General features: G+C 65.8%; 1 protein-coding gene. It reads left to right on the plus strand.

What is annotated here, in order from left to right; translation table 11 throughout:
* Positions 1-95: 95 nt before the first annotated feature.
* Positions 96-1,451, plus strand: coding sequence for an IS110 family transposase (locus ACFUEJ_RS24150; protein WP_226511837.1), 1,356 nt, complete (start codon positions 96-98; stop codon positions 1,449-1,451).
* Positions 1,452-1,739 lie beyond the last annotated feature (288 nt).

Consider the following 1,739-nt stretch of genomic DNA (forward strand, 5'->3'; position numbering starts at 1 on the left):
GCTCCTAGTAATAGCTGGAAGGGCTGGTAACTGGGACATCCTCCTGATGTGGTCATAAGGGGCTTGGTTATCCCAACCACAAAAGGAGGATGTCAATGTCTAAGGCTAGTCGTTTGAGTCGTGGAGACAAGCGTCGCAACGATCGGTTGAGCAAGTTCCGGGGCATCGTGCGCCGTGACTACGCGGTCGCAGCGATTGATCTGGCGTCGAAAAAGCAAGTTGTCGCTGTGGTCGATCACGACTCCCGCATCGTGGCGCGCAGAACTTTTCACTGCGCGCCACCGCAGTTGGCCACCGCGATCGAGTGGAGCCGTACCGCCGCTACCGCTGCCGGGTTTGCCGGCATCGTCATCGCGTGTGAACCGACCGGGCATCGCTGGAAAACGGTCCGAGACCTGACCGCGGCGGTCGGGGTGCAGATGGTGTGTGTGCAGCCGATCGCGGTGGCACGGGCCCGAGAGACCGAAGACTTCACCCACGACAAATCCGATGACAAAGACGCCCTGCTGATCGCACGGCTGACCACCCAACTTCATATCTATCTGCCCGAACACGCCGACGAGCAATGGACCCGGCTACGTCACCTCGGCGTACGCCGATCCCAGCAACTCACCCGCCGTGGTGCGGCGCAGCAACAAGCCCGCGACCTCCTCGAAGGCGCCTGGCCCCACGCCCTTGACTGCGCCGGGCAACCGTTCAAATCGGTGACCTGGCTGGCCGCGATGGCCGTCATCGGTTGCACCCCGGAAACGTTGACCGCCCAGGGCAGCCGGGAACAGGCGGTGGCGTGGCTCCGCGAACACGTACGCGCCGAACTGCCCTGCTGGGGTGGGCGTCGGGTCACTACCCGCATCCTGGTCGCGATCGTCGATGCCGCTTTCGCCGTCCAGACCGAGACCACGATCACCGCCGAGGCCGGTGCGCTGGAACGGGCCCGCTACGCCTTGGCCGACTTTCACCACGCCCGCACCGCCTGCGAGCAGGTCGAGGCGGCCATGATCGAGGTCCTCACCGGGCTGGGCCTGCACGAACTCGCCGGATCCATTCCCGGAGTATCGGCGGTCTCGGTGGCGGCGATCCTCGCCGAAACCGGTGACCTGACCCGCTTCGACTCGGCGCGGGCGGTAGTCAAACATGCCGGACTATGCCCCCGGGAGAACTCCTCCGGCGCCTACCGCGGCGCCACCCGCATCAGCGGTCGTGGCCGGCCGCTGTTGCGGGTCGCCGCCTGGCGAGCGGCGTTCGCGGCGTTGACCCACAACGAGGTATACGCCGCCCGCTATCGGCACCTGACCAGCCGAGAAGCAAACCGCCTCAACCCCAACCAGGCCCGGGTAGCGATCGCCGCGGCTCTGTTGCGGCAGCTATACGTCGTCATCACCACCGCCACGCCGTGGAACCCTGACATCGCTGCCGGCCGTACCCGACCCGTAGAAAGGACCGCCGCCTGACCCCTAAACCCCTTCCGGCCGGGACAAGCTCGCTGCTCCTTGGGCACATAAGCCCGACCCTGAGCCTGAGCAGTCCCACCCCGGCGCGAACCAAGCTCGAATGAAGGCTGTTGGGTACCAACCCGTTTGACCGCTAGGTAGAGCCCGCGCCAGGCAACGACCCCGGCCATCCAAAACCCCACCATCATCCATCCCGCAGCCACCACCGGCCGCCGGGCCACACCCCCACGCCCACACCCATCACAGGACCCTGTTGACACAAACCCTCATAGGCTGCTCAGGGAGCAG

Source organism: Gordonia sp. NPDC057258 (assembly GCF_042668985.1).
Lineage (GTDB): Bacteria > Actinomycetota > Actinomycetes > Mycobacteriales > Mycobacteriaceae > Gordonia > Gordonia hongkongensis.

Bases quoted from the DNA above. Each gene is read 5' to 3' on its own strand.
- ACFUEJ_RS24150 (WP_226511837.1), top strand. From the start codon at position 96: ATGTCTAAGGCTAGTCGTTTGAGTCGTGGAGACAAGCGTCGCAACGAT.